Source organism: Brevibacillus fluminis, from assembly GCF_052072235.1.
Taxonomy (GTDB): domain Bacteria; phylum Bacillota; class Bacilli; order Brevibacillales; family Brevibacillaceae; genus Brevibacillus_D; species Brevibacillus_D fluminis_A.
In genome coordinates this window covers 1,392,852-1,419,547 of sequence record NZ_CM125436.1, presented here as the reverse complement: position 1 = coordinate 1,419,547, position 26,696 = coordinate 1,392,852, and the positions used below count along the sequence as shown (strand labels likewise).

Annotated in this window: 26 protein-coding genes and 1 pseudogene; 9 read left to right on the top strand and 18 right to left on the bottom strand. The window is 39.6% G+C overall.

Translation table 11 applies throughout. The annotated features are described in order from the left end of the window. Positions 1 to 294 precede the first annotated feature (294 nt). Together ACTID9_RS07275 and ACTID9_RS07270 are read right to left on the bottom strand one after the other, a co-directional pair. A complete protein-coding gene (locus ACTID9_RS07275) occupies positions 295 to 648 on the bottom strand; it encodes a Na-translocating system protein MpsC family protein (protein ID WP_441070546.1) in 354 nt (117 codons plus the stop codon). A 50-nt stretch (positions 649 to 698) separates the two neighbouring features. Then, the gene (locus ACTID9_RS07270; protein WP_441070545.1) at positions 699 to 2,132 is read right to left on the bottom strand and encodes a tetratricopeptide repeat protein; all 1,434 of its coding nucleotides are present in this window, start codon (positions 2,130 to 2,132) and stop codon (positions 699 to 701) included. Between the two features lie 236 nt (positions 2,133 to 2,368). Between ACTID9_RS07270 and ACTID9_RS07265 the strand changes: the two genes are divergently transcribed. The 4 genes and pseudogenes from ACTID9_RS07265 to ACTID9_RS07250 all read left to right on the top strand — a co-directional run bounded on the left by ACTID9_RS07265 (position 2,369) and on the right by ACTID9_RS07250 (position 7,588). Further along, positions 2,369 to 2,569, top strand: a complete 201-nt coding sequence (locus ACTID9_RS07265; RefSeq protein WP_441070544.1) for a hypothetical protein — start codon at positions 2,369 to 2,371, stop codon at positions 2,567 to 2,569. 176 nt (positions 2,570 to 2,745) lie between these two features. Continuing rightward, positions 2,746 to 6,129 carry a restriction endonuclease gene (locus ACTID9_RS07260; protein ID WP_441070543.1) on the top strand — a complete coding sequence of 1,128 codons (3,384 nt, stop codon included), beginning with the start codon at positions 2,746 to 2,748 and terminating at the stop codon, positions 6,127 to 6,129. Between the two features lie 84 nt (positions 6,130 to 6,213). Further along, positions 6,214 to 6,912 (top strand): annotated as a pseudogene (locus ACTID9_RS07255) (IS5 family transposase); the annotation flags it as partial. 295 nt (positions 6,913 to 7,207) lie between these two features. Then, a complete protein-coding gene (locus ACTID9_RS07250; RefSeq protein ID WP_441070542.1) occupies positions 7,208 to 7,588 on the top strand; it encodes an N-acetyltransferase family protein in 381 nt (126 codons plus the stop codon). Here ACTID9_RS07250 and ACTID9_RS07245 read toward each other — a convergent pair. From ACTID9_RS07245 to ACTID9_RS07215, 7 genes are all read right to left on the bottom strand, one after another. Then, positions 7,542 to 7,841 carry an SDR family oxidoreductase gene (locus ACTID9_RS07245; RefSeq protein WP_441070541.1) on the bottom strand — a complete coding sequence of 100 codons (300 nt, stop codon included), beginning with the start codon at positions 7,839 to 7,841 and terminating at the stop codon, positions 7,542 to 7,544. The two genes, ACTID9_RS07250 and ACTID9_RS07245, sit on opposite strands and share 47 nt — an antisense overlap. Continuing rightward, positions 7,834 to 8,139, bottom strand: coding sequence for an SDR family oxidoreductase (locus ACTID9_RS07240; protein ID WP_441070540.1), 306 nt, complete (start codon positions 8,137 to 8,139; stop codon positions 7,834 to 7,836). Before ACTID9_RS07240 ends, ACTID9_RS07245 begins: the two co-directional genes overlap by 8 nt. Before the next feature lie 34 nt (positions 8,140 to 8,173). After that, positions 8,174 to 9,340 (bottom strand): SMP-30/gluconolactonase/LRE family protein, encoded by a 1,167-nt coding sequence (locus ACTID9_RS07235; RefSeq protein ID WP_441070539.1) that lies wholly within the window; start codon positions 9,338 to 9,340, stop codon positions 8,174 to 8,176. A gap of 33 nt (positions 9,341 to 9,373) precedes the next feature. Then, positions 9,374 to 9,508 (bottom strand): zinc-binding dehydrogenase, encoded by a 135-nt coding sequence (locus tag ACTID9_RS07230; RefSeq protein WP_441070538.1) that lies wholly within the window; start codon positions 9,506 to 9,508, stop codon positions 9,374 to 9,376. Further along, positions 9,505 to 9,843: a zinc-binding dehydrogenase gene (locus tag ACTID9_RS07225; protein ID WP_441072475.1), complete on the bottom strand. Its 339-nt coding sequence runs from the start codon at positions 9,841 to 9,843 to the stop codon at positions 9,505 to 9,507. The genes ACTID9_RS07230 and ACTID9_RS07225 overlap by 4 nt, the downstream gene beginning before the upstream one ends. Then, on the bottom strand, positions 9,815 to 10,261 hold the full coding sequence (locus ACTID9_RS07220) for an alcohol dehydrogenase catalytic domain-containing protein (protein WP_441070537.1): 447 nt from the start codon (positions 10,259 to 10,261) through the stop codon (positions 9,815 to 9,817). Before ACTID9_RS07220 ends, ACTID9_RS07225 begins: the two co-directional genes overlap by 29 nt. An 89-nt stretch (positions 10,262 to 10,350) precedes the next feature. Then, positions 10,351 to 11,193 carry an SDR family NAD(P)-dependent oxidoreductase gene (locus tag ACTID9_RS07215; protein ID WP_441070536.1) on the bottom strand — a complete coding sequence of 281 codons (843 nt, stop codon included), beginning with the start codon at positions 11,191 to 11,193 and terminating at the stop codon, positions 10,351 to 10,353. 281 nt (positions 11,194 to 11,474) lie between these two features. Here ACTID9_RS07215 and ACTID9_RS07210 point away from each other — a divergent pair, with 281 nt between their 5' ends. Continuing rightward, positions 11,475 to 12,134 (top strand): TetR/AcrR family transcriptional regulator, encoded by a 660-nt coding sequence (locus ACTID9_RS07210; protein WP_441070535.1) that lies wholly within the window; start codon positions 11,475 to 11,477, stop codon positions 12,132 to 12,134. A gap of 1,187 nt (positions 12,135 to 13,321) precedes the next feature. On the opposite strand, the gene ACTID9_RS07205 is transcribed toward ACTID9_RS07210, so the two are convergent. The 8 genes from ACTID9_RS07205 to ACTID9_RS07170 all read right to left on the bottom strand — a co-directional run bounded on the left by ACTID9_RS07205 (position 13,322) and on the right by ACTID9_RS07170 (position 22,568). Next, the gene (locus ACTID9_RS07205; RefSeq protein ID WP_441072473.1) at positions 13,322 to 14,176 is read right to left on the bottom strand and encodes an IS3 family transposase; all 855 of its coding nucleotides are present in this window, start codon (positions 14,174 to 14,176) and stop codon (positions 13,322 to 13,324) included. A 35-nt stretch (positions 14,177 to 14,211) separates the two neighbouring features. Further along, complete coding sequence (locus ACTID9_RS07200; protein ID WP_441070534.1) at positions 14,212 to 14,892, bottom strand: helix-turn-helix domain-containing protein; 681 nt, start codon at positions 14,890 to 14,892, stop codon at positions 14,212 to 14,214. A gap of 98 nt (positions 14,893 to 14,990) precedes the next feature. Continuing rightward, positions 14,991 to 16,343 (bottom strand): hypothetical protein, encoded by a 1,353-nt coding sequence (locus ACTID9_RS07195; RefSeq protein WP_340963400.1) that lies wholly within the window; start codon positions 16,341 to 16,343, stop codon positions 14,991 to 14,993. A 63-nt stretch (positions 16,344 to 16,406) separates the two neighbouring features. Next, positions 16,407 to 17,723: a hypothetical protein gene (locus tag ACTID9_RS07190; protein WP_340963399.1), complete on the bottom strand. Its 1,317-nt coding sequence runs from the start codon at positions 17,721 to 17,723 to the stop codon at positions 16,407 to 16,409. Between the two features lie 179 nt (positions 17,724 to 17,902). Continuing rightward, positions 17,903 to 18,853, bottom strand: coding sequence for a hypothetical protein (locus tag ACTID9_RS07185; protein WP_340963396.1), 951 nt, complete (start codon positions 18,851 to 18,853; stop codon positions 17,903 to 17,905). A 105-nt stretch (positions 18,854 to 18,958) separates the two neighbouring features. Then, positions 18,959 to 20,905: a DUF3732 domain-containing protein gene (locus tag ACTID9_RS07180; RefSeq protein ID WP_340963394.1), complete on the bottom strand. Its 1,947-nt coding sequence runs from the start codon at positions 20,903 to 20,905 to the stop codon at positions 18,959 to 18,961. After that, positions 20,902 to 21,384, bottom strand: coding sequence for a three component ABC system middle component (locus ACTID9_RS07175; RefSeq protein ID WP_340963393.1), 483 nt, complete (start codon positions 21,382 to 21,384; stop codon positions 20,902 to 20,904). The genes ACTID9_RS07180 and ACTID9_RS07175 overlap by 4 nt, the downstream gene beginning before the upstream one ends. Next, positions 21,381 to 22,568, bottom strand: a complete 1,188-nt coding sequence (locus ACTID9_RS07170) for an ABC-three component system protein (protein WP_340963391.1) — start codon at positions 22,566 to 22,568, stop codon at positions 21,381 to 21,383. The genes ACTID9_RS07175 and ACTID9_RS07170 overlap by 4 nt, the downstream gene beginning before the upstream one ends. Positions 22,569 to 22,826: 258 nt before the next feature. On the opposite strand from ACTID9_RS07170, the gene radC reads away from it, so the two are divergent. The 4 genes from radC to ACTID9_RS07150 all read left to right on the top strand — a co-directional run bounded on the left by radC (position 22,827) and on the right by ACTID9_RS07150 (position 25,408). Next, positions 22,827 to 23,435, top strand: a complete 609-nt coding sequence (gene radC, locus ACTID9_RS07165; RefSeq protein ID WP_340963389.1) for a RadC family protein — start codon at positions 22,827 to 22,829, stop codon at positions 23,433 to 23,435. A gap of 135 nt (positions 23,436 to 23,570) precedes the next feature. Beyond that, on the top strand, positions 23,571 to 24,023 hold the full coding sequence (locus ACTID9_RS07160) for a helix-turn-helix domain-containing protein (RefSeq protein WP_340963387.1): 453 nt from the start codon (positions 23,571 to 23,573) through the stop codon (positions 24,021 to 24,023). Next, the gene (locus ACTID9_RS07155) at positions 23,966 to 24,901 is read left to right on the top strand and encodes a hypothetical protein (protein ID WP_340963386.1); all 936 of its coding nucleotides are present in this window, start codon (positions 23,966 to 23,968) and stop codon (positions 24,899 to 24,901) included. The genes ACTID9_RS07160 and ACTID9_RS07155 overlap by 58 nt, the downstream gene beginning before the upstream one ends. Before the next feature lie 57 nt (positions 24,902 to 24,958). Then, positions 24,959 to 25,408: a hypothetical protein gene (locus ACTID9_RS07150; RefSeq protein ID WP_340963385.1), complete on the top strand. Its 450-nt coding sequence runs from the start codon at positions 24,959 to 24,961 to the stop codon at positions 25,406 to 25,408. Positions 25,409 to 25,480: 72 nt separating this feature from the next. Here the strand turns inward: ACTID9_RS07150 and ACTID9_RS07145 are convergent, their stop codons facing one another. Beyond that, on the bottom strand, positions 25,481 to 26,563 hold the full coding sequence (locus ACTID9_RS07145) for a hypothetical protein (RefSeq protein ID WP_441070533.1): 1,083 nt from the start codon (positions 26,561 to 26,563) through the stop codon (positions 25,481 to 25,483). Positions 26,564 to 26,696: the final 133 nt, after the last annotated feature.

The following is a 26,696-nucleotide window of genomic DNA, read 5'->3' as shown; positions in this document are numbered from 1 at the left end:
TCATCTCCATTCTTTTTTTGTGCAAATGAGAACGCTGCGGCCATCCAATTGCTGTCCAATGATTGCTGCCGATCCCCCCCTTTTTTGAAAACGCAAAAAAGGGCAAACCACAACTTATAAAACTAATAAATTAGTTTTAATAAGCTATGGTCTGCCCTTGATTTCACGTATCAAGAAACCACCCAATGCTTTTCACATGAGCAAAGATTCCTCACCTTTGCTTTCACTATTCATTTTTCTTTGTATTCATAATTATAAATAAATTTAGAACAAAAGCAAGCGCTTTCATGCAACTCAACAGATTTTTTTCTCAAATACAAGGACACCAACCGCTGAATCATTTTCCAAATCCCACGCCTCATAATTTTGGATCACTTTTGATTCCACAATTTTTTCAAACGTCTTGATGTATTCATCGTTGGTACTTTCGACAAATAGCTGCCTTCCCTTCAAAACGATATTTTTTCCTTCCGGGGTTTTTAAAATGTTTTTTTCCATCTGTGTGAGAATCCCTTTAATAAAGAAAATCAATACGTTATCCGTTATTTTGATTTCGGTATCCCGCGGCCCTCTGCCTAACGTTTCTTTAATATAATAACTGATAAAGTTGGATACTTCTCTTTCCAGCGTAACCCGGGTTTTATTCATTTACACACTTCCACCTTTCTTTCATGTGATGAGAACATGATACGATCCGGCTACAACGAATACTTCCGAAACAGCGTATCGATACTGCCTTGCAGCGGAATGCCTAACTCCTGTTCCATATACTTCACGCCGCGTTCTGACACCTCTCTTGCATTCGAGAAAAACTTGGCTTGCAAAAGCCGCTCAACATACTCCACATACACATTTTCCAGATACGGATCTTTTTCCAGCAGCTTCTCATAATAGTTCATGCCGGTCGGATAGTCATTGCAATCCCAATAGTAGCCGGCAAGTTCCCGCATGAGTTTCAGATAGACCCGACGCAACTTTTCCCGCTCCGTTTCCAGATAGCTCTCATATGGATACTCTTCCAAAAAGTCGCCGCAATAGAGCTGCTCCGCTTGCCGCAAGCGCTCGATCCGTTCCGCTTTCCCTTCATTGGGTTGCTCTGCTGACAGCTGCAAAAAGCGGTCAGCATCCAGCATCAATTCTTTCGTGCTAAACGTATAGTGTTCTCCCGACTGGATGAAGAAACGAGATTGCCTTCCTGATCGCAGCATCGGTTCGAGTGCCTTACTGAGTGTCGAAAGCGCCACGTAAAACTGATTGTTGATCGCTTGAAACGAACCAGCGGGAAAAACCTGATCGAGGATGCTGTCCCGGGTCAGCTTTCTTTCCCGAGTCGCAATGAAATAGAGCAAGAGCCGCAAGCTCGACTTCCGCTGTATGCGGATCGCTTGTCCCCCATACGCCATCGCAAAGGGACCTAATGTACGGATTGTCAGAACCTCTGGCTCCCTTTGCAGCACCTTGCCAGAAGGCTCGTCGTTTCTGCTTTGAAGTTTTTCAATCTCCGCGTTGAGATACAAATGAAGCTGCCGTTTGAGCTTCTCTTCCGCTTTCTTTAAATACGTTTTCGCCTCTTGCGTCTGTCTGTTTGCAAAATACGTAAGCCCCAGCTGCATGTAGACCCAGCCAATGTCCGGTTCGATCTTGAATTTGTCCGCGTGCTGCAGCGCATCGACTGCCCATTCAAGTGCCTGTGCGTGCTTCCCGCGCAGACGCAGCAGTTTCACCATCGAGCAGTACGGAAATACTTTGGCTGCTTCATCACATTGGCTGGAAACGGTAATCGTTTGCCAAATGATTGGCTCAGCCTTGTCGAGATCGTTTTGGGCCAAATAGGTTTCGGACAGCACCCAGAGCGAATGCATTTGACAATGGGAGATGCCATGCGGTTCTGAATAAGATAACGAACGTTTGATAATGTGAAACGCCCTCTCAAAATCATGCAAGAAGAAATACACCTGGCCGAGCATGCTTAAATTGATCGCGATCAAACCGTAATCGTTCGTCGACAGAGATGCCTCCAAAGACTCAAGGTAAAGTTTCTCCGATTGGGCAAGGTCCCCCCGATAAAACTGGATTGTCCCAAGCCGATGCTGATAGTGGGCGATCGTCAGCGGATTTTGCTTTTGATTCAAGGCAGCGATTCTCTTCTCCAATGGCGCTGTTTTGGCATAGTGGATCCGCTCCTTCGTTTCTCTCTATTCTACTAGACCTTATTTTTCCTGTCTAACTTAGTGTAGCCGATCCACTATCTTTCGGATTCCAGGCTGACACCCCGCCACTTTTACAAAGGGCTACTAGAACAACTCGAGTGCGAATTCAAGTTTTATCGCTGCAACGCCAAGTGTCAATTGCACCATAAGATTAACTCATGCAGGGGATTCACCGTCTGCAGCAAGTCATTGTGGTTGATGAGGCACACCTTATAAGACTGGGAGATGCTAGATTTTTTCTCAAAGTAAGGATGGATCCAAAAAGTCCAATGGCGCTCATTCTGGTTGGTCAGAGCGGATTGTGGGAACGACTCCAATTGCAGACATATGCTGCGATCCGTCAACGAATCGATTTGTAACGTAAACTCACTCATTGTGACCGTGCTCAGGTGGTAGATAAGGCAGCTCTTTCTCATATTAAAAGCCACTAGCACTATAACAATATTAGTAATAAAATGTGATAGATTCTAATTTTCATTTACTAAAACTATATTATGGTTAAATTAGAAAATGAGAAAATCAGGGAGGATAAACCATGTCCAATTATGATTTTCACATGCTACTCGAACCTCTAGAATTTGAAAAATTAGTATGTGACATTATCCATCAACGCGATGGTTTTTTTTTGAAGATGTATAAGGAAGGGCGCGATTTGGGTATTGATGGCTCATTTACAGATATCTCTAATAAAGTAATTGTTCAGGTCAAACGCTATAAACCTGACTTCAATAAGCTGTATCGTGATTTGGAGCATCTAGAACTACCCAAAGTTCGAAAATTAAAACCCGCTAGATACATTTTAGGTGTTTCTATGGACTTTTCTCCTGACGATGAAAATAAGATCATGGAATTGTTCAAAGGGTATATTGTCAATCCTAAGGATATTATAAGTAAAATGGATATGAACCGACTCCTAGAAGAACCGGCATACAAACAAACGTTACTTAAATATCCGAAACTATGGTATCCCAATCTTAATGTATTAGAAAAAGTATTAACTGAATCTGTGTATCGTGCTATTTACAAAGAATCCGCTGAGGAGCTAAAAGAAGCTTGCAAAACAGTTAAAACTTATGTCCCTACCCAAATTTACCATGATGCCTTACAAAAATGGTCCGAAAATAATGTGATTATTCTCTCGGGAGAACCCGGTGTGGGTAAAACTACAATGGCCTATATTCTGGCATTGGCATTTCTTCAACCAAATAATCTAAATGGATTTGTATGGGCGAATTCTATAGAAGATGTGTACGCGTTGCTAGAAAATGGACAAAAACAAGTAATTATATTGGATGATTTCTGGGGTAGCATTTTTTGGAGAGAGCACACACGTAGAAATGATGAGACCAGACTGAATAAACTCATCAGACGTATAATAGAGTTTTCTGGAGAAAAGCGATTAATCCTGACTACACGGGAGTATATTTTGCAGCAAGGCTTTCAAAAACATCCCTTACTGAAAAAGACGCTGGAACAGTATTCTTTAATTTGTACTATGGAAGAGTACGCTGACCATGAAAAAGCTAGTATTTTGTTCAGCCATCTCTATGCATCGAGACTTGAATATGAGTATGTCAATTACTTATATCTCAAAACCGATTCGATTGTGCATCATGAAAACTACAATCCAAGAGTCCTTGCGCTTTTTCTGAGTAATAATAAACCAAATGAAGGTTGCTTACCTGAAGAATATTACGAAGAAATGTGTGACTTTTTTGATAATCCAGGGGAATTTTGGATGGACATCTTTTTGGAACTATCCACTGAAGCACAAATTGTTGCCATGCTTTTGCTAATTTCGTCAACTCCCATGCACTTGGAGAGTATGGGGCGTTGCTATCGAAAATATATCCAAAATTGTACAGTTCAAATGACAGTAAAAAATTTAAGTGATTGTTTCGCAGAACTTGAAAAAACAATGATTAAATCAGTTTATATCGAGGAATACGACGATGTTTTACTGAAATTCAGTATGCCGGCTGTGCAGGACTTCTTATTTGCACACTTAAAAAGAAATTGCGAACAATTTGTACCGCAACTATTAGAATGCTGCGCATATTACAACCAATTGCAATTTATACTAGATTATCTATCAGTACATTGTAGTAACAAACTCAATGATTTAATTGTCCAAAAATGTATCAAGCACTACCACAACTATGAAAGCTGTGTTATGTACGATGAGAGCTGGGATTGGGATATCGACTTTTTTAAAGAAGAAGGTCATTTAGACAGGTTTTTTAATCTGCTTCGTTACTATGAACGGGAAAGGCATCGTACATTGTATCTTTTTTTAGAATCCGAAATAAAAGACTATTGCGTAACTATGGGCCGTGGCGATCTAAGGGCACAATATAAAGACTTACATAACTTACCTAATATTATAGTCCGTTGTATAAAAAATGGGATGGCATTCACAGGGAGAGATATTATTAAACATTATTGCGAAGAGGCTTTTAGTGTACACCATTACATAGCAATGCAACAATTCCAAGAAGTATTTCCAGAAGAATATACACTGTTTCATCGCTCTTATTACAAGAAAATAAAAAGTATCTTAAAAAGTACTTTACTCGCTGAATTAAAATTTCTTAATGACTACGATATGGTCGTAGAATTTGATATGCTAATCGATAATATTCCCGACATTCTAGAAAAATTCGGATTATTATATAGTAAAGAATTCGGACGAAAACTATTATCCGTTTGCGGAAGAGAACCTTTATCAATTCAAAAGAAGGATGTAATACCATATAAACCATCTGATTATAAAAATGATCCAAGTATACAAACACTAAAAACAGTAAAAGAAGATGCCGCAAAATGGCTTCTAGGGCCTACTGAGACGTATTTAGATGATGAGCAAATTGCTGAGTATTTTTCAAGAAGCAATCTTTATCCAGCATTGAAAGAAGAATTTAAACAAGTATTGGATACGACTAATCCTCGATATGTCTATGACTTTTTTCAAACGAAAGAAGCTATTGAACTACTACTTGCAGCAGTGCATAATGGCGGAGCATATATTAAAGAAGGAGAAAGCAACTTTCTCATGTCAATATTGATGCATATTGTGCAAAGAGATCAGGTATTGATGCAACAGCTTATGATTTTTTGTGCGGATAGCTTTACAATGTTTATGTACCAAGATGTACCAGTACTACGAATAAATCACTTTTTAACAAGTGACGCTTATACAACTTACTTAAAAAATAATTCGCAACTCAGTGAAATCGTATTTCAGCATTTGATTATAAAGGATGACCAATGGGTGCGTTTTCTGCATATCCCACTATACATCTACTGTTATGCTATTATTATTTGTTATAGCGAAGATGATACGGGGTTGGTAGCATTCTATTCGTATCTATGGGGAAATGACTTAAATAAAACAGAGCATGATACCTGGTATGATTCGTATATAGATTATGAGTGGGGAGGGTGTATATATAGATTGTTTGAAGAACTAAAGCCCGACCATTTTAACAAAAACTATGTAGAGCCTACGCTAAAGAGATATCTTGATAAATTGGGGGGTGGAGACGATACTAGTAGAGTTTTTAATCACCTTTTCCTTAGCAGATTACAGTTTGAATATAAAGAATCAGGTGATTTTTCTTGTTTCATAAACACAATAAGTGAAGAACTTAGTATGATCGAGCAACTGGCGATTGCAGAAATCTGGGATAGCGATTTCCCTCCGAAGTTAACAATTAGAAAATTAAAAGATTTACAAAAAAGAGAGATAGTACGTAAGGAGGGTGATAAATGGATAGTTTTGGTATACAAAATAATGGATGTAGAACTGCTTAAGGAATTTGGTGTTTATGAGGCATCAATAAAATTTTTGAATGAGGTTGAAAGTACATACTCTCGATTTATTAATGGTAATTACTCGCAAATAAAGAGGTCTTTTTGAGTTGGATATTATTTTTCTTTATGAGTGTAACTAGGGCGTGTATACAAACTATAAAAATGAGATAAAACATGGTAAATTAAGGGCATGAAAAGACGATACGAAATACGTGACGATCAATGGGATCGAATTAAAGATTTGCTGCCAGCAGAACGAAAACCTCAAGGAGGAAGACCTCCGAAAGACCATCGGAAAATGTTGAATGCCATGCTTTGGGTCGCTCGAACAGGAGCGCCATGGCGAGACTTGCCTGAATATTACGGTTCCTGGTCCTCAGCTTACAGTCGCTTTCGTCGCTGGGAGAAAGCGGGGATCTGGGACCAAATTCTAGAGCATGTTTCGATTGAACCTGACTTCGAGAATGTGATGATCGACGCAACGATTGTGCGCGTTCATCAGCATGGAGCCGGGGCAAAAGGGGGCAGCATTTTCAGGCAATGGGACGATCCAGAGGTGGACTGACGACTAAAATCCATACAGTCGTGGACGCTTGAGGCCATCCCCTTCGCTTTGAACTGACGGCTGGACAAGACCACGATTCCGTCAAGGGCTACGAGATGCTGAAGTCGATCGATTTAACCCGTACACAAGTTTTGGCGGATCGGGCTTACGATACGGATCACCCTGAACCTGCTGGAAGAGCAAGAGGCGCTGCCCGTCATTCCGAGTAAAAAAAATCGCCGCGTGCAGCGCCAACGGGACAAGGACATCTACAAAGAACGGCACTTGGTAGAATGTTTCTGTAACAAGGTGAAAAACTACCGCCGTCTGGCGACTCGCTTTGACTAATTGGCCTGTACATTCAAGGCTTTTTTGACGCTGGCCTCTATTTTGGTCTGGCTGGCTTAGGTTTGCATACACGCCCTAGGAGAGTCCGTCAAGAAATTTCGTATTATGAGGTTAGCCAACTAAAAACTGGCTGACCTCTTTTTATTAACGCTGTTTTCGTAAATATTGTTGCTGATACGCATAAAACAGTTATGAACAAAATCCTTTAAGACAAACTACTTATTTCGGCGGTATAATCAATATAAAACCCAAATATTGTATGTTTATACAAATAAAGTTAACCGTTCGCAAAATGCGACCAAGCGATATTCAACACGTCCAAATTTGTGCAAAAACAAGCTGGAATGCAACCTACAATGGCATAATACCAATTGAGGTTCAAGAACGTTTCCTGAAGTCTGCTTACAATGAAGAAATGATGCTTAGACGCATAGAACGTTCACATGTTTACGTTGCCGAACTTAACGCAAAAATAGTTGGATTCGCCAATTTTTCATTTGTAAGAGAAGATGGGCAAGTAGAGTTGTTTGCTATTTATCTTTATCCAGAATATCAAGGAAAAGGGATAGGTTCAGCATTGCTACACGAAGGGATTAAAAATTCCCAAGGCATAAAAGAAATTTATATTAATGTTGAAAAGGAAAATGCAATCGTAGTAACGCGAATCCCCTGAGAAATTGTCTCCAAACGTAATGCAGCCGTCTGGCGTAAACACCGTATTTGGTGGCGCTGTATGGGCTTCCTCCGGCAATCACTTCCTTGCCCGCAATGGAGGAGATGATGATGACATCTCCCTTGCCCTGACCTAGAATTGGCGGGAGTCCGTACTGCAACGTCAGCATAAGACCGTGCACATTCGTCCTGTACAGCTCCTCCCATCTTTCCAGATCCACTTCTACCAACTGACTCGATACCGAATCACGCATTGGCGACCACAATGTCAAGACGCCCCCAGCGGTTAATAATGGCATTGACCACTTGTTGTACGTCTTCAGCTTTTTGAATATCAGCAGGTACCGCTACAACCTCGTACAGTTCCTGTTTATGTAAGTCGTGAACCAGCTCATCCAATCGTTCCCGTCGACGTGCCACTACTGCCACATAGGCGCCGCGCTTTGCCAATTTCCTGGCGATTGATGCCCCAATGCCGCTGCTGGCACCTGTCACCAAGGCTACTTTGCCCGCCAGGCTCTCTTTCGCATTCCAAGATAACGCCCAACTCATCCAGTATCATAACGCACTCTCCCAGATTCCAACATTATTTTGTTAAAGGCAGGCGATGAACGCCCTGGCTGCCTCCTGGTGCCGTTCCTATATATAAAAATCCGTTATGGCGTGTAGCCGTAGTTACTCCATATAGTGAGCCTTCCGGATCATGCCAGCTTCCGATAAGCTCCCCCTGTGGGCTGAACTCCGCAGCAAGTCCATGCTTCGCCGGTGCACTTGCGCCGCTAAGCAGCGTCTGCGGCACTTTGGCCATAATACTGGCCAACCAAGGATTGATATGCATCTGATCTACAAAAGCAATGCGAGTCGTGAAGATACCGACCCAGAAATGACCTTGCTCATCGCGCGTAATGTTGTCGGGAAAGCCAGCAAGATTGTCCGCGAAAATATCAGATGTACCCTTCTTTGGACCCTTCAGCCAGTATCTGGTCAACTGATAATGATACGATTCCGCCACAAGCACAAAATCTTCATCTGCAGACAAGGCAACCCCGTTTGCAAAATAGAGACCTTCTAACAGGACGGTCGTCTGCTTGGTCATTGGATCGTACTTTAGCAAACGTCCATGCGGCTTGTTCTCGGCAATTTCTTTGAAAGTCACGCTGCCATAGTTCGAGGTGTCAGAAAAATAAATCGAGCCGTCCCGGGCAATATCAAGCTCGTTAGCTAAATAGATCGGCTTGCCGTCCACTTGATCGGCCAATACCTCTATGCTCCCGGATGGGGTAATAGACAGCAGTCCCTTCTTGATATCAGTAACGATCAAATTTCCATTGGCGTCGAATTTAAGCCCATTAGGTGTGCCTTTGGTGTCTGCAAACACTTGAGCCTTTTGCGGATTGCCATCTGGATTGAAAGCAACCTTGTAAATTTTTCCGTCCGAATCCCCAGTATGCAGTACGCCTTCCTTATCAAATGTAATGAACTCCGGGAATCGGGGAGCATCCGTAACAAGCTGAGCCGAGCTCAGTTTGTTGTTCTGTTTCCACGGACCTTCCTGCTGAAACGAGGGGGGCGTTGGCGCAGACCATTTGGCCGGTTTAACAGGTGAAGGCGCCAGCAAGAGAACGCTTACTCCAAGCAGCGGTACCGCAAGAAGCGCCAGCCCCCATCTTAGTACTCGTTTACGTGAAGAGCGTTTCCGGCGATTCGTGTCTTTAGCAGTTTTATCAGAGAGAGCTGATGGATGATAGGGCATTAGTGAGTCTCCTTTATCATGTAAGCAAGATTTTTAGATTTGGACTACGATTTTACCGAAATACTGCTTTCCTTCAGCCAAGAGCGCGAATGCTTCTCCAATTCGATCCAGTGGGAACACACGGTCGATGACGGGATGTAAAGATTGATGAGCAATCTCCCGGTTCATCCGCTCAAAGTGATCGCGGTTACCGACTTGACTGCCGCGAATTGTTGCGGCTTTCTGCAAAATGCCAGTGACATCACATCATATTCTGGAATGGTCAAGCCCGATAAGAACCCGACCAAGCTTAAGGTTCCTCCAATGCGAAGCGCATTTATGGATTTTTCCATCGTTGCAGCTCCTCCAACATCCAGAACATGATCGACACCGCAGCCAGTCAGCTCTAAGACTGCCTTATCCCAATCGGGAACTTCCGAATAGTTGATCGTTTGCCATGCGCCGAGAACTTTCGCCCGTTCCAGCTTTGTGTTGCTACTCGAGGTAAAGATTAACCCGCGCACCTGCCATAACAGAGAATTGAAGCCCAAAGATGGAAACACCGCCTGTTCCTTGCAGCAATACGGTGTCACCAGCTTGCAAACCACCGTATTCGATGAGCATGCTCCACGCGGTTAATGCTGCGATTGGCAAGGTCGAGGCTTCCTCCCAAGAGAGGTGATCCGGAATAGGGACAATTCCGTTTTCCGAGAGAACGACATACTCGGTCGCTACTCCGTTCAACGAACCTCCCATACTTTCTCCTAACACATCCGGTCTTGGGTTGCCTGCAATGAAGCGCTGCTGCAGATTACCCGTTACCCGGTCTCCAACCTGAAACCTTGTTACTCCCTGGCCAACGGCTACAACTTCTCCCGCTCCATCTGATAATGGAATGAAGGGAAATTTGATTTCGACTGGCATGAATCCATTCAGGATCATCAGACCCGGTAATCCGGCGGTGGTATTTCGAGTTCCGTCAAGGCCAAATTATTTAAACCGAAGCCATTCATTTGTCAGTTGTATAGCTTTCATCGAGTTATTCCCCCTGCAAGATCAGATTGATTTCCCGGATTCTTGTAATTACCGGTTCCTTCGTGCGAACGAAGCATGCTTCCCAAAAGCCGGAGGCCTTGCTTTCGTGTCATGAATCGCGATAGCTGCGCTCCGAAATAATTCTGTACACCCGGAACGACATACAGTTTTCCTTCCTTCAACGCACGAAGTGCAACTTCTACTACTCTTTTCGGACTGTCTTTCTTTCCGACGGAGGCTGCTTCCGTTCCTACGACATTAAAAAATTGTGTGTCCGTCGAACCGGGACAAAGTGCGAAGAATTTTATGCCACGGTTGCGGTTTTCCATCCATAACGCTTGAGTAAACGACAAGACGAAAGCTTTCGTCGCCCCATATACGGCCATATAAGGAAGCGGTTGAAATCCGGCGGTTGAAGCAACATTAATTACTGCGCCTGAGCTTTTGCGTAACATGTCTGGCAAGAACAGGTGGGTCATATCTACAACAGCGGTAACATTGAGCATAACTTCTTCATGTTGACGCACGCCTGACACTTGTTCAAACAAACCATGTGTTGCAAAGCCTGCATTGTTGACCAATAGTTCGATATCCACTTTCAAAAGTTGGCATTGCTGATATAACTCGCTAAGCGCGCCCTCCTTCGCAAGATCCATAGAGATAACCACGGCTTTAATCCCATACAGCTTTTGGAGCTCGGATGCCAGGCTCTCAAGCTTGCTCTTTGATCGAGCCACGAGTACCAAATTGCTACCTTGTTTGGCCAATTGTCTCGCAAATTGCTCTCCAATACCGGAAGAAGCACCCGTAACAAGTGCCCATTTTCCTTGAATTGTCATAGCACTATTCTCCTTTTAGATACTATGTATTAATATGGAAACACCGTTACTGAATGATCAAAAATAAGTCCCAACTTCCAAGAAAGTTAAGAATCATCGCGCCTTAAAGGTAACAGTGTTTCCGTTGGAAATCATTGTAATCCCCCTTTTCTAGAAAGTCAATATGATCTTTGAACATCCATCGTCAAATTGACAACTGCCCAACAACTATATAAAATTCCTGATAAGAGAATCGGAAACTTTGTTTCCTAACGAAAACGTGATAACCAAAGGTGATGATTATGAGCGACCAAGCTATCTCCTCCAATGAGAACATACGAATGTTGAAAACCTACCAGGAAGCTCGCTTGCAAAATATTGAAAATCTCCGCAAGCTCGTTGTTGATGCTGCGGCAACACTCTTGCAAGAAGAAGGCCCGGAAGCCGTTACCGTGCGTAAAGTAGCGAAGAAAATGGATTGCTCGACAAAAATCATATATAGCTTGTTTGTCAATAAAGAGGGCTTGGCTCAGCAGTTGTATCTGGATGGTTGTAAGCTTCTCGCTAACCAATTAGAGGGGGCGCCGCAAGCTGCTGATCCGTCACAGCAATTATTGAATTTGGGGGAAGCCTTTTGGCAATTCGGGCAGCGTTATTCCAGCTATTATAAGTTGATGTTCGGAGGAGCCTTCGCAGATTTCAAACCAGACGAGAAAAGCATGTATGGCACCGTAACAGCCATGCAACAATTATTGACCGTGATCAAAAATGCGAAAGAGCGAGGACTGATTCCCGACCAGTATGACGCGGAATCTGTTGTGCGTATGTTCTGGGCCTCACTCCACGGCGTTATTCATCTTTACATTGGTGGACACTTGGGAGATGTACAATCCGCCTATGCGGTTTACAGTCAAACGTTGTCTTTGATTGTCAGCTCGTTGTTGCCAGATCATAACGCCTAAGGGCTTCAGAAAACCCTGTGCATCCCATAGGGCGATGAGCGAATTTTGATCTAAATGTAAACAATTCATACTCGCGAGGGGCTTTTAACGGTAGATTCAGATGCCGTGCTCCTGCGTAAACGTCAAATAGCCCCCAACTATTGAAAAAAGATAGGGGCTATTTAACGTTTGCCAGATTCTATTAAGGATTAGAAGTTTCAAACGAGCTGATAGTTTACTTGTTATTTTTTCTATTGCCTTGCCGCTAGAATTAAAACCAATTACTCCATCAAATTTCACATGAAATAAATGAAAGCAAATATTATTTATATGATGGTTGTTAAGCATTGTAAACCGAGACGTCGTGCTCCCACCATTATCAATTTCACTACCCAACTATTCTGCCACCATGCCATTTTTCCAAGCAGGGGTATCGGAACTGGTTACGGCTGGATGTTCTTTACGAGAAGGATGGTTCTACCACGTACTGGCACAATGGGGCAACTTATGGATCAAGCAGTTTTGTAACGTTTAACCGTGATAAAGGAATTAGATTGATTATTCTATCCAATAACGGTATAGATATTTGGAGTCAATTGCCGCTCATAGGCATATGGAAGATGAATGTTGATAAATTGGCCTACACTCTGTCTAACAGGTTGTTTAAAGGTTAATTACGTGTGTTCGGTTCCACTATAACAAAAAAACGCAGCCATTTCCGCTACGTTGCTTTTAAGTATGGTGGACCCTATCGGGATCGAACCGACGACCTCTACACTGCCAGTGTGGGGAGAGGCTTTTGAATGTAAAGGAATTTGTGTAGGAAAACCTTATGTGGCAAGTCTTTATTTGATTTTATGGTTCTCCGTTCGGAGTTTCCGAGAAGGTCAATAATGCAAAAGTGTGACCAAAACTGTGACCACCGTAACATAATTCAAGTTCTGTTTAATAATTGTGTTGAGCAGCTGTTTTCAAATTTTTGACCTCCATATGTCAATGATGTGTTCTTACAACTTTATCAAGATTTGAAGGGGGCACCTTTTCTATGCTTAAAACCCTTGAGCCAGTAGGGCTCTGATTTTTATAATTAATTTACTTATATAAAAGAGAAAAACCTCTAATTCAAATTTTGAACTGCCCCCTGTCAAGTAGACAGTGGAAAAACAAAAAGTTATGGCACCAGCTATTCATACAGTTGGTGTCCTTTTTTATGCTGAACGTTGAAGGTATTCTCTGTACTCCAAAGGTGTCATACAGTTTAACCTTTTCTGGTAACGATTGTTGTTGTAGTAATGTATGTATTCCATAATTGCTGCTACGAGTTCTTCGTATGTTTGGAATTTATGGAGATAGTACATTTCCGATTTCATTATTCCCCAAAAGGATTCCATTGGGCCGTTGTCTATACACCTAGATACCCTCGACATGCTTTGTGTCATTCCTACATCGGCTAGTTTCTTATTAAATATTTTGTTCGTATATTGGAAGCCTCGGTCGCTATGAAAGATGGGTTTAGCATCAGGATATGTCTCATGTGCGATATCAAAAGTTCGAAAAACAAGTTCATTGTTGTTGGAGTGCCCTACCACAAAAGAAACAATACTTTTATCTGACAAATCAAGGATTGCACTCAAATAAGCCTTGCTTTGAAGGCCATACTTCATTTCCGTCACGTCTGTGAGCCATTTTGTGCCGAATCCATCGGATTCGAAATTTCTGTTCAAGACATTTTCTGCCGTAATTTCCGGTGTTGAAGGAATGAAATTCTTTTTCTTTCTACGACATACGGATTTTAGTTGTAAGATACCCATGAGCCTGTAAATCCGTTTATGATTAACCGTAAGATTGTGCTGTCGATTTAGTTTGATTGTCATCTGTCGGTATCCAAGGATCCCATTTCTTTCTTCGTAGGCATCCTTAATCAGGGAAAGCAATTCTTTATTGAATTTCTCGTTATCACTTTCTTTTCTGTTTAGCCATTTATAATAGGATGAACGTTGAATCCCCATGGTTTCACAGAGTTGACTAATGGGATATGAATGTTTGCTATGTAGATCGCGTATGACAAGATATACGGACTCATAACGGACTTGGCTTACTATCGCCCCCTTTGGATTTCGTCTAGCTTTTTTAGTAAATCAATCTCCATTTGTTTTCTTCTATTCTCAGCCTGGAGTAGCTTATTCTGTGCCCTCAGCTTCTCCACTTCGGACATCTCATCCTCTGATTTTCGTTTTCCACGTTTGTCCTGTAGTGCATCTACACCCGATTTAATGTATTTATTTGTCCAAGAGTAAACTTGTTGATAGGATACCTGAAATTCTTGTGCAGTTTGAGCATAGTTGTGTTGATGTTCGATACAGAATCTTACGATTTCAATTCTTTCATCGTAAGTAGTTGCTCGTCCTTTTGTCATGATTCGCGTTCCTCCTGTTCCGGAAGCTTTCAACTCTTCATGACCATTATACTTTAGGATCCAGTTACGTAGCTGGCGTGTTGATTTAATACCGTATGTTCTACATATATCCATGTGAGAACCACTACCAGCCAGATAATCCTTGACAGCTGATATCTTTAATTCAGAGGAATAGACCGTGTTCTTGGATGTACTAAGAAGTCCGTTAGGACCCAACGATTGATAAGTTTGGAGCCACTGTTTGAAAGATGAGGAGGAAACACAAAGAAGCTTTGCTAAATGATTTAGCGAAGCTTCTCCACGAAGATATCTTTCAATAGCTGTGATCTTTTCTGGTCCTGATATTTTTGCATTGTGAGACATAAAGATGATCCTCCTTGTAGGAAACAGTTTTATTATTTCAACTGTCTACTACAAGGGGAGCATATCATTTCAAGTAAGAGGTTTTTTCTGAGTACATTTTAAATTAATTGAAAAAATGAACGCGGAACATTAGTAACCTGACAAATAAAGTGAACTAAAGTCTTAGCACCGACGAGTAATTCATCATAATTTTTGAAGAGAGTCCGCAATTCATTCTCATTAATACTTTTGGATTGATGATCATACTCCATAAGAGTAAAATCTAAAAATCGTAATAAATCATAAAAATTCATTGGATTATTTGTTATCCTATAGATCAAATCCACAAAAGCATCGGAATAGCTGGGTGGTGTAATGTTAAATGAAGGCATAGTCGATGGCAATTTGAAGTCAGGAATTTGAGTTTTAACCATACTATACGCTACCCTAAATGCAGAATCAAATATTTCTTTCCGTTTTCTATTAGGGATATCTCCTGAACTCAGCCCTTCTAAAATCGTTTCGCGTTTTTCGCTATCATTAAAATAATATAGCTCTTTTGCTATATCAAGTACGGCTAATAAAAACAAATTAGTTAGTTCAAAGATTGCCCACTGTATGACTTTATTCTGCTCCGCATTAAAACTCTCATTATTAAATAGTGACAAATCTCTAATTCCCGAAAGTGTTTTCTTCACTTTAGAGTAATTATCATCAATTGCCCAGTAATCAGATGAAATATATTTTGCAATTCTTTTATATAAATCATTTGTTGGAATACTGAACTTAGCTAATTGGTTAATTTTATTATGTTGTGTGTCTGGATTCCAGGATCCCCTCCAATCATTCTCATTGATATTATAATCCGCCTCAAGTTTATCAAGTATCCTTAAATCTAGTAGTTGAATACCTGCTTTTCTCGCATATTGCTTTACTGATGTACGAGCACCATTTACTACAAAAATCATATCGTTTACTGCTACTTCTCCCATTATCCCTTTTATCCATGTAATCCTATCATGTATCTGAACGGAACCTGATTTACAATCTACCCATATGGTCTTACGTGCAAAGTTACGATGGACATATATACCATAAACATCTAAGTCGGTAATTTTGTCTGACGAATCATCATAAGTAGTACGGATATCTATTCCAACTTTCGGAAAGTATCCCATGTAAAATAGAAGCCTCTTCATTCGATATTCTAATAGATATCCTTTGGGTAAATTTTCATTCCCACTAGAAAGTTGTTTTTTGTTATGTTGATTACTCCCCCTTTTTTTGTTTCCCTTATTATATCTACCATTCTTTGTGTTATCCTGCTGTTTACTTTGATCAGTCGCAAGGAAGGCACTGTGAGAGCCCTCTTCCTCCTTTTCAATATTTTGCTTATTTACATTCTCATTAGATATTATGCTACCTAATTTTTCAGTACTCACACCTATTGGTTTGCTTACAGGTGTACTCACTGTCTCTTCCTCATTTGTCTTTTTCGGATTATTTATTTCGTTCAAAAGGCGTCACCATCTTCCTTAAATATTTTCTCCTCTAAGTACTCTTAGTGTATATTCTTCTATTTCTTTCATAGGTTCTGGCATTTCCGCCATCCTCATACGTTCCTCTTCTGGAGTAAAAAAGCTTCCAACATCCATCATAGAACCAAAATCTGTAATTTCAGTGTCGTTGTTCATAGTATAGTTTGGATGCTTGATAATGCTCAAGGCTTCCTTCGCGACATCTGTTCTTATCAGTTCAAGACAAGGACCTGTTCTATATGTCCCCCAATAGGAATTATACTTTGTTTTAGTTACTACTCTAACAATACCCTTTTTTTCGAGAAGTGTATAATCCGTTTTATTAGCATCATGTGGTCCAATGTCACCTGAGTCAATTAACTTAGTTAGGAATTTTTCCGGGTCATTTATCGTTGAATATGGAGTGTAATTTTCTCCAAAACGAATTGAAGCTAGAAGTAATTTAACATCATCGAGAATGTCATTATTGTAATTTTCAGGCTGTAACAGGTTAGTACTAAAACCAAAGTCTTTCTGGAGCCCTCTTGTTGAAACAATGGTAGTAGGATTAATCATGCCTGTTTTCTTTGCCAATGACAATAAGCTATTTGCACTCGGATCTATCTTTTCTAGAGGTAATCCCTGAAAATTTTGAATCGCCTCGATGATAGTTTTTAAGGTTTCTTTTTCAAAACCATCTAGACCCGAGACTGCCATAGCAATTTTCTCATGATTATCCCCCCAGACGTATTCATTGCTAATAATCGGCTCTCGATTTTTCATTTTGTCTAATATTCTTATTAGTTTAAAGTTATTCTGCAATGCAAGTGACATAGAAACATCTTTCTCTGAAAACCCTTGTGAAGTTAAAATTTGAACTAAATCCCTTTGCAAATATGGAATTTTTTTAGTCTCGTCCATTGTATTAATTACGATTCTTTCTATCTCCGACGGATTTTGATTTTCGAAAACTTGTCCAGAAATAGCAAGTACAGTAGGATTGTCGTATACATATTCAGCAATTCCAGTAATTCCACCAGTGATATCTTTAATCAATTCAATTCTTTTATCCGAAGCTGCTTCAAGTTCAGGAAGTACAATCTTGTGGAGCTCTTGCTTATTATTTATCCCCACACTATTTGCCATAAGCTCAATCTTATTCATATCAGTTATTTGTCCGTTACCTCTTATGACACCAAGAAATCTACCTACTTTGCCAGTTAAGTTGAGATTACCCAATTGAGACAAACCTGCCGAATCACTTTTAAAGACTTTTAGATGCTTTTGTGTAGAAATTGACCAGTAGCCACTTCTAATATTATTATTTATTGACATTCTAATGTTTCCTCCTTTGAATCTAACCTCTCGGTATTGAACAGTTAATCAATATTAAATCGAAAATTAACGGGGAAAATGTTTTTATACTTCCGATTTTACAGACTGCCCGTTCTACAATTGTTAACTTCACACAACATATTTCTACATATATAAATCTCCAAAAAGGAGTTTATTCTTTATAATAAAGAATTTACGCCTACAAAAGGTTCTGCTTCGATATTGAGCTTACCAATTTTCTTATGCAATAGATCAATTAAAGAAATTTCTTGCGTCAAAACCATTCTCAAATCTAAACCATCCATTAGGAAGATCGATTTATCAGGCTGCTGTTTCATTAATGGAATAACATGACTTGACCATCCATTCACCGAAAGAAACATTCCCATTGTTTGTTTCCCAGAGCGTGCAACTTTTCCATATAAAGAGTCTAATTGTCTTATATCTGTTACTTGATTTGTCCACTTTATTTCTACTATGTAATGCCATCCGTCTATTTTAAAGGCTCCGTCGATTTGTTCTCCTCCTGAATTTCTACGGAAACTCTCCATAAGTGCAATTCCATAGACATTAAAGAGTAAATTCATAACCTCTTCTAGCATTAGACCCCTTTTCTGTGGATTATCCTTCATCAATACAAGCTCATCGTACATCATTAATAAGAGACTAGAACTTTTTTTTATTTCAAGTTGCCTTTCTAACTTGACTCTTTGTTTCTCTTTCTCTAGCCTTATCCGTTCATTTTCACGCTCATTTCTAAGAATCTCTGCGTCTTTTTCCTCCATGATTTCAATTAGATTGAGCACTTCTCTCGCTTTTTGTACAGTTGCCCTTGCTTGCATCTCATTATCTGCTAAATGATATTGCGACCAATTTGCACCAATACTAATGATCTTTCGAATGTTTTTTTGATATTCCGACTTATTATCTAAAGAATCCAGAATTATTGCCCCCATTTCTCTTTTTGTTAGTTGCTTCCCATCTGGATTTCTTCTTTTTAATAATTCTGCGAAGTATTGTTTATTTATACCAGCAGGCTTGAGAATATGCTCGTACATTTGATTTTTTATATTTACTAAATTAGATATTATTTCAATAGCGATTTTTTTTACCTCAATGTTTGTTTGCATAACCATTCTCCTAATCAATGACTCATTTACCAAAAGGATGCAAGCAGTTTAATGCTCCATCTTCTTTATGAAACTCAGATTTCCAATTTTAATATTTCCCGTAATCTAATCTTTCTCAGGCCAGCCAATAGGGATTAAACCATCGATCCCTTTCTTCCATCTCTTCTTAACTGCTTTTTTATACTCAGGATGATTATTAAAATAAGCGTGTTCTATAACTATTATTTGTAATGATTCGCCACGGTTAACCTCTTCAAATAGCAAATTAAAATACTTTAACAATGCACTTGTATCATTGTCACGCTCTTCCCCAATTTCGATGATTTCAGGTTCATCGTCAGAAGGAAAATAGGGACGACTTAATTGATCAAATAATAACACTCCCGGAACAGGTCGATTTAATTCAGCAAAATGTCGATGTAATGCAAGCAAAATTGAAACATGGAGACTTAAATAATTTTCATCTGAACCTACATCTCTCATGTATTCGATACGAGTTGGTAAGGAAACACCTACTTTGAGATCACGAAAGTTTAAATAAATTGGATTATCTTTATATCTGTTCTCAAAGGGAAGTTTAGAAATAATCTCCTTAGCAGTATTTGCAATTCTTCGTTCAGCATTTTCAAGTGCTTCTTTTTTCGATTCAACATCTAGTTCTGAATTTAGTTCCTCAATACGTCTTCGTAATGTAGAAATGTCTGAATAAGTGGTCGATGAAGTTTTCGCAGCTACTTTATTAACTGAGTTAAGATAAAAATTCACAACCCCTACCAATCTATTCCTTCTATCTTTTAAATCTAATCCTGCTTCAATACTTTCGTTTTCCTTTATAAGAGAAGCAATTTCATTCTGAACTATTGATATCTTCTCTTCTGTAGAACCTAAAAGTTCTTTCAAATAGTTAATATATTCATCTAACTTTGGTCTTTCTTTTTCTATATTATTTAAATCCATTTGGACTTTACTTACAGTTTCATTTATAAGTTTAATTGGTTTAATCTCTTTATTGAGATTTTGTTGGCACAGTGGACATGAATCTGGTTCAGCTGGATTTTTAAATATATTTATGACATCTAGTCGTCTTTTCTGGTTACTGATAGTATTTTCAAACTCATCAGCAAAATGAATTGATTTTTTCGTATAATTAATTCGTCTTTTAATCGAAATGGCCTCATTCTGTAGAACACTTAATTGATCATATAACTCAGATAACTTATCTTCTTCAGTGGAAGAATCTACGGTAGGATTCCATTGTGCAATATTATTTAGCATACTGAAAACAGTTTCTTCAGTAGCCCCAAAAGATGGGACTTCACATAGTCCTAGTTGTGCTGCTTGATACAATAAAGTATGAGCTTTTATACTTCCAGAAATTTGCTCATCTTCATTACTATTTTTTTCAATGCGCCTTAGTTGCTTGCTTAATATTTTTAATTCTACTTCCTTTTCCATAGTATCTTCATCAATAATTCCAAGATAATATGGTAATGCATCTATAATTGTTTGTCGTCTTTTATAATCATTAAGTCCTCTTAAGAGCGTAGTTTTATTAATAATAATATTATCGTCTTGCAATAATAAAGGCATTGCACTTCTTATTGTAACTGCCTTGCGATCCCTCGACGTTCCAAAAACTTCACTTTTAACATTTCCCATCCCTACTAATCGTTCAAATTTTCTAAGTGCTCCATCTAAATTAGTGGAAGAAGGGATTTCATTTGCTGTGTTAGGAATATTTACCACTTTTCCTGTAAGATAATGCATTTCATTACTTGATACATAGGGGGCTCTTGGTACCTTTCTAAACATAGCATATTCAGTTTCATCCTTTTTCCATAAGACACCAACCCAAGCTACACTTCTTCTTACATATGTAGGGATATGACACTCACTTGATCCCATGACATAATCGATGATTTCTGGAATTGCTGATTTACCTGTTTGTGAATCTCCAGTTATTATATTCACTTTTTCAAGATCAAAAGTTATTTCATTTCTTCGACCATCATGACTATATAAAAGTATCTGTCGAATATTCCATCTCTTCATAACGTTAACCCCAAACTGTTTAATATACTTGATGTTGAGTTGATTTGTGATAACCAAATCCCCAACTTCTTGGAGACATTTATCATTTCTTTAACCTCATCAGAAGAATTATTTATCCGACCTTTATAAACTCCTTTGTTGTTAGAATGAAGTTTACCATTTTCTCGAATGACTAGTATTTCATTTGTGCAACCAAAAATAATGGCGTTTCTTGTTAAATCACTGCATTTATTTATTCTTAAATCAAGATTGATTAAAACGTTCTGCTTTCTAGTAATCCAAGTATACAATCCAGTTTCCGCATTTGTTCCTTTGAATTCATCTCGTATTGATTTAGATAGTATTAATGGGAGTGGTAAGAAGAGTAAAGGAAAAGAACAACCGCTTTTCTCATTTTCTTCATATCCTTGTAAGAATGACCATATTACCAATGATCCAAGAGCAGGATTAGTAATTGAAAATACATCCGTCGAAATCATCGTTCATCCCTCAACAATTCATCATATCTAGGATGCCAACCAACTTTCAAATCTTCTGATAGTTGCTGGAATGAACCATGAATTAAAAAGTGCTGTTTCCATTCACTTCTAATTGGATGAATGTGTAGATGAGAATCATCATGAATCCAGTCAAGCAACTTTAGACCTCTTTTTTTGCATATATCTTCTGATTCACCTTCTAAATCTTCTTTCATTGGTTCATGTCGATATGTCCAAGTCTCTATTAATTGGCAATCGTATTCCTCAAGCTCCATCGCATTAAGCACATCGTCCTGAATCCATTTTTCCCTTTGATTTCTGGCTCTCCATCTTGCTACCGCTGCCCTTCTTTTTCTACTATCGCCTCCATTAACTAAATCAATCTGCTTCTCCATATAACCACCTAACTCCGATTGAATTGAAGTTGGGGTTAATTTGGAATAATCATCCGATAGATTGTTATCCTGAAATTGAGCAATTAAATTTTGAAGCTGAAACAGAAGTTCAGTTTTGCTAATTCCTAGAGTGGCATTAAGCATCCTATTATCCCACCACTCCAGTAATCGCTGTGCAATGAGCGGACGCACTTTTTTTATTACCATTTGACCTAGTTGATCAATAACTTGGTTATGAATATCAAAAATATTAAAAGTATCGGGGCGAACCGTAATTTTGTCTAACAACTTTTTGCGTTGGTTAGCAGATAATTTTAAAAAAGCTTCACAGCCTTGGAATCTTGTTTCATATGGCAGTTTTTGCTTCCGGTTAGCAACTGCTTGTTTCCTTGCTGAAATAACGGCTTTCGCTTCAGCCTCCATTAAGGTAATGATATCTACTCTATCGGTATCGCCATTTACCAGTTTTATCAACGGATCATTTTGGGCAACAGTATCTCCAGTAACAAAGAACAACTTATAATTTGAAGTGTCAGCATACTGCGACCATATTCTAATAGTTTTCCAAAAACCATCGTTCTTTATCGTAAGAGTTCCGTTTTTTCCAGCGCTATGCTTTAATTGATAAAGCTTAATTTCTTTACCTTTAAGTACAACATCATCATCAGATTCAACACTTACTTGATCGAAATCATCATCTGATTCTTGCCACAATACCATTAGTGCGTAAAGTGGCTGAAATCGATACCCCAGCATTGGTGCTTTCGCGGAGTGAATGTTTGTTGACAAGATTATTCGCCACCTTTAATTAGATTACAAGACTATTGAACTACTCTAGTTTCACGGTTCGTCAAATTAGCACCAATTCCTTCCAAACAAACGTTCTTTTTGTCGTAATATCCCTAATTTTAGTTACATATTATATACCTGTAACCTATTCATATAGATAATCTACTTGAGTAGTGTTAATGCAAAGTGCCGAACACAATCAAACGTGTTCGGCACTTTCTATTTCAATTTTCTTATAAAATTAAGGAGGATTACTCGATGATCGTACACCACAATGAAGATCTGAAAAAATTGATTTCCGAGACATTAAGAGAACGTCAAGATAGTTATGTCATCCAAGAGCTATTTCACCAATTTCCGACACCAACAGAATTAATGGACGCCACTGAACAACAATTGATAGCCATCAAGGGTATTGGAGTTGGAAAGGCAAGACAAATTACTGCACTACTTAAACTTGCAAAGGTTCTTACTATTCCATTGAGCGAACAATACACCATTCGAACCCCAAAGGATGTATATGATCTACTTGAACCCGAAGTAAGGTATCAAGCCAAGGAACATTTTATCTGCTTATTCCTAAATACAAAGAATAGGGTCATATGCAAGGAGATTATCTCTATTGGCTCCCTAAATGCCGCAATCGTCCACCCAAGAGAAGTTTTCCGCGCTGCAATCAAGCGTTGCAGCGCTTCTCTCATATGCGCCCACAATCACCCGAGCGGAGATTCGACTCCATCTACTGAAGACTTGATTTTGACAAAACGCCTTCGGGAAGCTGGCGAAATCATTGGCATAGAAGTACTGGATCACGTCATTATTGGCGGCAACCGGTTCTATAGTCTGAAAGAAAACGGGCATTTCTAATCCCATTGCCCAACGCCTTTATCCGGTAAATCAGTACACTCCGCATCAATTCGAGACTATAGACACTGGCATCCTCACTATATCCTATTGAGAGCACTTTGAAGAAAGTCTATCGTTTTACTAGGGGTGAGAGGCATGGAAAACATGGAAGCTATTGGGGAAAGTATTCGACTCCATCGGCTGAAGAACGGGATGAGTCAAGAGCAGCTTGCTTTGAATGCGGGCGTAAATACGTCTTACATCGGTCAAATCGAACGTGGAGAAAAGAACCCTACGATTAAGGTACTCGAAAAAATTTCATCCGCTCTTGGAATTTCTCTCCTCGCTCTTATATCCTCATACGAATCAACGAGAGGAGGGATGAACCAAGATTGCCGGGGTCATCAACCGCTGGATTTTCTAACCCCTGACGACATCAAGCAGTGCCTCCTTGAAGTGCTCATAGATAATACGAACATCGTTATTACTCATCAGGGAAAGAGTTTAAAAGCATATACTAACACTCAAATAGAAAAGGGGAATTTTCACACATGTCCAAGCAAGAGATCAGTCAATCAATTGGAAGACCAAGAAAAAAACCGCTCCTAAAACGCTGGTGGTTCTGGCTCTTGTCAGTATTTGCTCTCTTTTTGTTTGTTGGAATTTTATCATCTGGTGGCGAATCTACGGCCTATGAATTAACTAAAATGACTACAATGAGCAAGCAACAGATTATCGAGAAGTTCGGAAAACCCTCTGAAATTGTTCGTGAGGATGCAGACGGCTACAGTTTTGGATATGATGCGGGATTTATGGTGAGCGGGACCGAAAAAGGCGCACTAGAAATTTCCATGCAGAATGACATGATGAAATCTCCCTCATCAGATACCTATAAAATCTTTGATGTCACGATTGGTTCGTCCTTTGACGAAAATGTAACCCGGCTTGGTAAGCCAAATTTGAGTACAGTCAAAGATGGAAAGAAAAATGCCATGTATTTGACGAATGAAGATTTCCTTTTACTGTTTTCCACTGATTTTAACTCTGATCAAATATCCAGCATCGATTTCGTTGCCTATAATGGAAGTCTGCAGTCCCAGAGTCTCGACCTTTCCAAGATGCTAGGATTAACAGCCTCGGAAGAAGAAATAAAAAAATTGTTCGAGGTTAAAGACAAAAACACATCTCAGGGTGAAACACTGTACGCCTTGGAAGGCTTTGAACTGGTTGTCGACAATCAAAGTAACATTGTAAAGCAAATTATCATCCCTACAAACAGCATTTATAACATTCAAGGGATACGGACTAACGACAGCTTGGACAAGGCAACTCAAGTATTTGGAAAGCCCCTCCATACAAATGAAGGAGTCAAGAATACAACCCTATATAGTTACAACTTTGCTGGCAGCCAGAGACCGACCATTGTAAATCTGACGGTCAACAATGCTGACAATAAAATCGTGTATATGGAAATCAAGATCAAGTAATGACAACTTGCAAATTCTTGGAAGTAATTCATTCCTATTTCTAAAGGAGGTCTTTATATGTTTTGGGGAACAACTAGGAACATAGCACCATCATATGGTTCAGTTGTGTACACTGAATTAGGCTTTGGTATTGCGGAACATTCAGGTATTTTCGTTGGTCAGAATTCTATCATTCATCTGAATGGACAAGGACTCGTCGAAAGAGTCTCATTAGAAGAATTCACAAATCATATCACTACGTTTAACCATGAAATCTATGTTCCTTGTTATTCTGATAGAGACTGGTCCATCGGCTTCCCTATGGCAGGAGCCCGAGCAAATGACAATCTGGAAGCGATTAGAAAGTACAATGTGCTGCTGGATAATTGCCATCAATTTTGTGCGGGTTGCTTAACGGGTGATTTTGATAATTCCAATAACTTTTTGTGGATGTTGAAAGACTTAGTACGCAAAGAGCACGGGGAATCGGTTAAGTGGCGTAAATGGGATTGGAAAAAGGCTTCTTAGACCAGAAATACAGAGGTAAGTTTTATCTTGACCGTACAACAACAGAAGGGGCGAATAGCTCCTTCTGTTATTTTAAACAGACATAGTAAGCACTCCCAATTCCCTAAGGCTCTTGGCTCCTTTTTCCTCTTTGTCAGCCGTGGCATTGATCTTGTCGTATAAATTCTCTAACCACTCTATTCCCCATTCAGGAGGCAACAGCACAGGATTTATACCTAGATTACGTAGCTGATTGATGCGTTTACTAAATTTGTCAGCAGCTTTGTCAGCGTTCTGTCCTTCAAGGAAGCAATCCTTTGCAGCATGAATACTTCCGCATCTCTCAAGAAGCCGTAGCAGTCTTTCAAGCGCCATACGCTTTGTCTGATTCGAGGTGTTTTGACGTACAATGGTGAGTGCTTTCTCCAGGGAATAATAGTCACCCTTTCCTACAATCAAGTTGTAGAATTTCATAACTTCCTGTTTTAAATAAGTCTGGTTCAGCGTATCCATCACTGATTTCATATTGTCTCTAACCTGAGTCTCAAAACGTAGAATTCCTCTCGTCTCAGAGAAGTCCATATATTGCTTGTTCGATTTCTTAGTTTTTTCCTGCAAAGTCGCGTACCGATTATACCAGTTAACGGTTTTGTTAGCGGACATTAAATAAACATTCGTCACTGAATCCCAATACGTTCTTGTCAGTTTTGCCATCCAAAAATACTCAGGGATATATCCTTTTTTGAAGAGGACGATATATTTCGGGATAAGCTGTTCGTCTACGGCCAGATCAACAGCAGCCTCAACTCTCTTGGCAGTCCAAGCAAAAAAATCGGGGACTGGTAGTGAGAGAAGATCAAGCAACAAATAATTGAATAGAATGTGTATCTGCTCAAATTGCCGGATGGATGTCAGTTGATAATACCCTTGTTGGTTTATTAGCAGCTGCGGGCGAAAGCGTATCTCCATCGTATTTGCCCAACACCCCTTCCGCAATCGGATTTCTTGAAAACCCCATTTTGCCAACCCATTCGTCACGAGAGCAGTTTTATCAAATCGATCTTTGCGAAGCTTATGTGAATGGAAATTCTTATCCAAGTATTGATTCAATCGTTCTCTGCACGTTTTATACTCAGTGGCAGATAGCCGACAGGTAATGTACATCATGTCAATCATTCTCCGTACCTCGCCTTATTCCCCGAAGTACCGCTATTTGCAGGTAGTGTCAGACTCTGCTGGCGGAGGGGGAGTATTATTTAAGTCGAGGTACTGTTACTTGGCAAATAAAAAACTACACGGAGTGTCAATC

Excerpts from the sequence above, each read along its gene's own strand:
- ACTID9_RS07160 (WP_340963387.1), top strand. The coding sequence starts at position 23,571 with ATGGAAAACATGGAAGCTATTGGGGAAAGTATTCGACTCCATCGGCTG.
- ACTID9_RS07260 (WP_441070543.1), top strand. The coding sequence starts at position 2,746 with ATGTCCAATTATGATTTTCACATGCTACTCGAACCTCTAGAATTTGAA.
- ACTID9_RS07180 (WP_340963394.1), bottom strand. The coding sequence starts at position 20,905 with ATGAAGAGATGGAATATTCGACAGATACTTTTATATAGTCATGATGGT.
- ACTID9_RS07145 (WP_441070533.1), bottom strand. The coding sequence starts at position 26,563 with ATGATTGACATGATGTACATTACCTGTCGGCTATCTGCCACTGAGTAT.
- radC (WP_340963389.1), top strand. The coding sequence starts at position 22,827 with ATGATCGTACACCACAATGAAGATCTGAAAAAATTGATTTCCGAGACA.
- ACTID9_RS07200 (WP_441070534.1), bottom strand. The coding sequence starts at position 14,892 with ATGTCTCACAATGCAAAAATATCAGGACCAGAAAAGATCACAGCTATT.
- ACTID9_RS07230 (WP_441070538.1), bottom strand. The coding sequence starts at position 9,508 with ATGAACCGGGAGATTGCTCATCAATCTTTACATCCCGTCATCGACCGT.
- ACTID9_RS07220 (WP_441070537.1), bottom strand. The coding sequence starts at position 10,261 with ATGATCCTGAATGGATTCATGCCAGTCGAAATCAAATTTCCCTTCATT.
- ACTID9_RS07245 (WP_441070541.1), bottom strand. The coding sequence starts at position 7,841 with ATGCGTGATTCGGTATCGAGTCAGTTGGTAGAAGTGGATCTGGAAAGA.
- ACTID9_RS07175 (WP_340963393.1), bottom strand. The coding sequence starts at position 21,384 with ATGATTTCGACGGATGTATTTTCAATTACTAATCCTGCTCTTGGATCA.
- ACTID9_RS07215 (WP_441070536.1), bottom strand. The coding sequence starts at position 11,193 with ATGACAATTCAAGGAAAATGGGCACTTGTTACGGGTGCTTCTTCCGGT.
- ACTID9_RS07240 (WP_441070540.1), bottom strand. The coding sequence starts at position 8,139 with ATGAGTTGGGCGTTATCTTGGAATGCGAAAGAGAGCCTGGCGGGCAAA.
- ACTID9_RS07210 (WP_441070535.1), top strand. The coding sequence starts at position 11,475 with ATGAGCGACCAAGCTATCTCCTCCAATGAGAACATACGAATGTTGAAA.
- ACTID9_RS07150 (WP_340963385.1), top strand. The coding sequence starts at position 24,959 with ATGTTTTGGGGAACAACTAGGAACATAGCACCATCATATGGTTCAGTT.
- ACTID9_RS07235 (WP_441070539.1), bottom strand. The coding sequence starts at position 9,340 with ATGCCCTATCATCCATCAGCTCTCTCTGATAAAACTGCTAAAGACACG.
- ACTID9_RS07155 (WP_340963386.1), top strand. The coding sequence starts at position 23,966 with ATGTCCAAGCAAGAGATCAGTCAATCAATTGGAAGACCAAGAAAAAAA.
- ACTID9_RS07190 (WP_340963399.1), bottom strand. The coding sequence starts at position 17,723 with ATGTCAATAAATAATAATATTAGAAGTGGCTACTGGTCAATTTCTACA.
- ACTID9_RS07250 (WP_441070542.1), top strand. The coding sequence starts at position 7,208 with ATGCGACCAAGCGATATTCAACACGTCCAAATTTGTGCAAAAACAAGC.
- ACTID9_RS07265 (WP_441070544.1), top strand. The coding sequence starts at position 2,369 with ATGCAGGGGATTCACCGTCTGCAGCAAGTCATTGTGGTTGATGAGGCA.
- ACTID9_RS07275 (WP_441070546.1), bottom strand. The coding sequence starts at position 648 with ATGAATAAAACCCGGGTTACGCTGGAAAGAGAAGTATCCAACTTTATC.
- ACTID9_RS07185 (WP_340963396.1), bottom strand. The coding sequence starts at position 18,853 with ATGCAAACAAACATTGAGGTAAAAAAAATCGCTATTGAAATAATATCT.